General features: G+C 34.5%; 2 protein-coding genes. One reads left to right on the forward strand and one right to left on the reverse strand.

Going from position 1 to position 2,545, the window contains the following annotated elements; all coding sequences use genetic code 11:
* Positions 1–322: 322 nt before the first annotated feature.
* Positions 323–1,249: a WYL domain-containing protein gene (locus tag VNJ50_RS03865; protein ID WP_325579227.1), complete on the forward strand. Its 927-nt coding sequence runs from the start codon at positions 323–325 to the stop codon at positions 1,247–1,249.
* A 453-nt stretch (positions 1,250–1,702) separates the two neighbouring features.
* On the opposite strand, the gene VNJ50_RS03870 is transcribed toward VNJ50_RS03865, so the two are convergent.
* Complete coding sequence (locus VNJ50_RS03870) at positions 1,703–2,239, reverse strand: hypothetical protein (protein WP_325579229.1); 537 nt, start codon at positions 2,237–2,239, stop codon at positions 1,703–1,705.
* Positions 2,240–2,545: the final 306 nt, after the last annotated feature.

Genomic DNA, 2,545 nt, shown 5'->3' on the forward strand with positions numbered 1-2,545 from the left:
GCTGCTTGTTGGTAAACAAAAAAACCAGAACGTTAATTCTGGTTTTATTCTAACATAAGCACTTAAATTTTTTTAGGGTTTTGAATATAGCCAATATGCTGTGAAAATGAGGGCTGCACCAGCTAAAACAAGGGCAACAATGGTGGTGTCAGAAACAATGTTTGGCGGTGGCTGGATTATTGTTCTGGTAACGGTAACGTCGATTTCGGGGGTTTTCCTGGTTTTGTGATGAATATGTGATCATATCAGCGTGATTTTAAAGGTTTGCAACAAAGTTAATAATTAAGTTTCTCACATATTGGGAAGTAAAAAAACAAGAATTATGAGTAAAGGTGACAAAGGTGTTAGTGGAGACATCAGGCGGTATTTGGTTATTTTAAATCTCTTGGAAAACGCAGCAGATTTGGTGACTTCCAAGGAAATAGAAATAGCATTAAAGCGAGAAGGCTTGAGTTTTTCGACTTCGTCTTTAAATAGAGATTATAAGTTTTTGGTTGAAATTGGTTTTAAGATCCACAATCGCCCTACCAGAGGTTATAGCTTAGAAATAGAAAACACCGAAGAATTTACACTTTTGACCAATCTTTTTAAGCGCATTGCACTTTCCAATTTGCTCAATAAAAGCATTTCTTTGGAAAAAAGGACTCATAAATTCTTGTCCTTGGACGATACCAGTTTGGTTAAAAACTTTCAATATTTTGATATTATTCTGAATGCCATTGATGAACGAAAGGAGATCTGTTTTCAGCATCTTAGTTTTTACCATACCGAGAGAGAAACGCCAAAAACGCATACTTTAAAACCATATTTGCTTAAAGAATATCAAAACCGATGGTATGTGGTGGGCGAAACCAGTAGTGGTTTCAGGGTATTTGGTTTGGATAGATTGTCCGATTTGCAGGTTTTGGATACCAAACGCTTTAAAAACAAGACTGAAGAAGCTAACCAAAAGCTGGCAGATACTGTTGGTTTAAATTTTAGTGATCATGAGCCAACAAAAATACTATTGCAATTTCATGCCAGTCAAAAACCATATTTGGAATCGTTAAAACTGCATCTGTCACAAAAAGTGGTTGAGGACGGTTTGGAGGGTTTTTATACCGTTAGCTTATTTGTGAGCTATAATTTTGAGTTGAAGCAACAGATATTGAAATATGGCAGTTTGGTTCAGGTTCTGGAACCGGATTTTGTGAGAGAGGATATTAAGAAGGAATTGGAGCAGGCTTTTTGGGCGTATGGCGAGCTTTGAGTTTTATTAGTGGGTAGTTTTTAGAGGATAGAGGGTAGTGGGTGATTCAAGATTGTTGACTTTTTGACCATATCATAAAACCTATCTCAATTGGCTCCTCACTTTAGTAAAAGGGAGGTGGCTAAACCGACGTTAGGAGGTTTAGACGGAGGGTTTGTTTTTTTAGATTATTTGTGTTTTTTCAAACTCCCCTTTCTTTACCTTCGTTCCACTACAGTAAATTCATTCCCCTCTTCGTCTGAAGAGGGGAGCTGGATTGGGAGTTTTCATGGTTATTTGTAATTTATTACTAATTCTTGCTTTTAAGTAAGCTTGAAATTATGGATTATTCATGTCATTAGCCTACATGACATAAACCTATCTCAATCGGCTCCTCCTTTTGGTTAAAGGGAAGTTTAGACGGAAGGTTTGTTTTTTTTAGTTCATCCTCTATCAAAATTTAACTTCATCAAATTAATCAACGAAGCGATAATAATGCACATTTTTTAAAGTGTTGGTTTTAGTGTCAAAATAGAATTTGATGGAAACATCGTCGGAGTCATAAATTACCGCGTTGTCCACAAGTTCTTGTTCGGGCATTAATGAAAAAAAGTCGTCAACAGACATTCCTATATGCACACCATACCTTAAGCTAATGGTGTTGGACGTAAATCGTAGGAATATTATTTTTTCCTGATATTTGTTTTTAAGAAGTTCGACGACATCGTCCTTTTGAGAAGAAAACCTTATGATAGAATCCGGGTCATATTGAAAATGGATATTTTCTGATAAAATATAGCTTTTAAAAAATTTCACACCATCAATATTTTCTTTTTTGAGCCTGCTGTCTATAATGATAGGAGATTCAAACAACGAATCTAATCGCGCTTGTTTAGAAAGCATCGGATCAATTGATTGGCTCTTGGCAGTTTTATTTTTATCAGCACAAGAAAAAAAAAGTGTTGCAAAAAACAGTACTGAAAAGAGGTGTTTGCTAAAATTCTTTATCATAACGGTTGTGTTTTTATGGATTGCGAATTGACGATTTTGGTTGCAACGTACAACTCATCTATATATAATGATTGAAACACAAGATCAATTGGTTGTCATCTCTATACCAAACATAAAATAAAAAAAATGAATATTGTAGTTGTAGGAATAAAATTCGTTGATCGTAACTTTTTGGATAATTTGAGTGTGATATTTAACGTTATGATTAAGGAATATGGTAATAAAAGGAATTGAAATTTTTAGTTTTTCAAATGTTTTAGACTCTGAATATGTCAAAAATAAGAATGCCGAATATTTCAAAATCTT

Source organism: Gelidibacter sp., assembly GCF_035577925.1.
Lineage (GTDB): Bacteria > Bacteroidota > Bacteroidia > Flavobacteriales > Flavobacteriaceae > Gelidibacter.

Excerpts from the sequence above, each read along its gene's own strand:
- VNJ50_RS03865 (WP_325579227.1), top strand. The coding sequence starts at position 323 with ATGAGTAAAGGTGACAAAGGTGTTAGTGGAGACATCAGGCGGTATTTG.
- VNJ50_RS03870 (WP_325579229.1), bottom strand. The coding sequence starts at position 2,239 with ATGATAAAGAATTTTAGCAAACACCTCTTTTCAGTACTGTTTTTTGCA.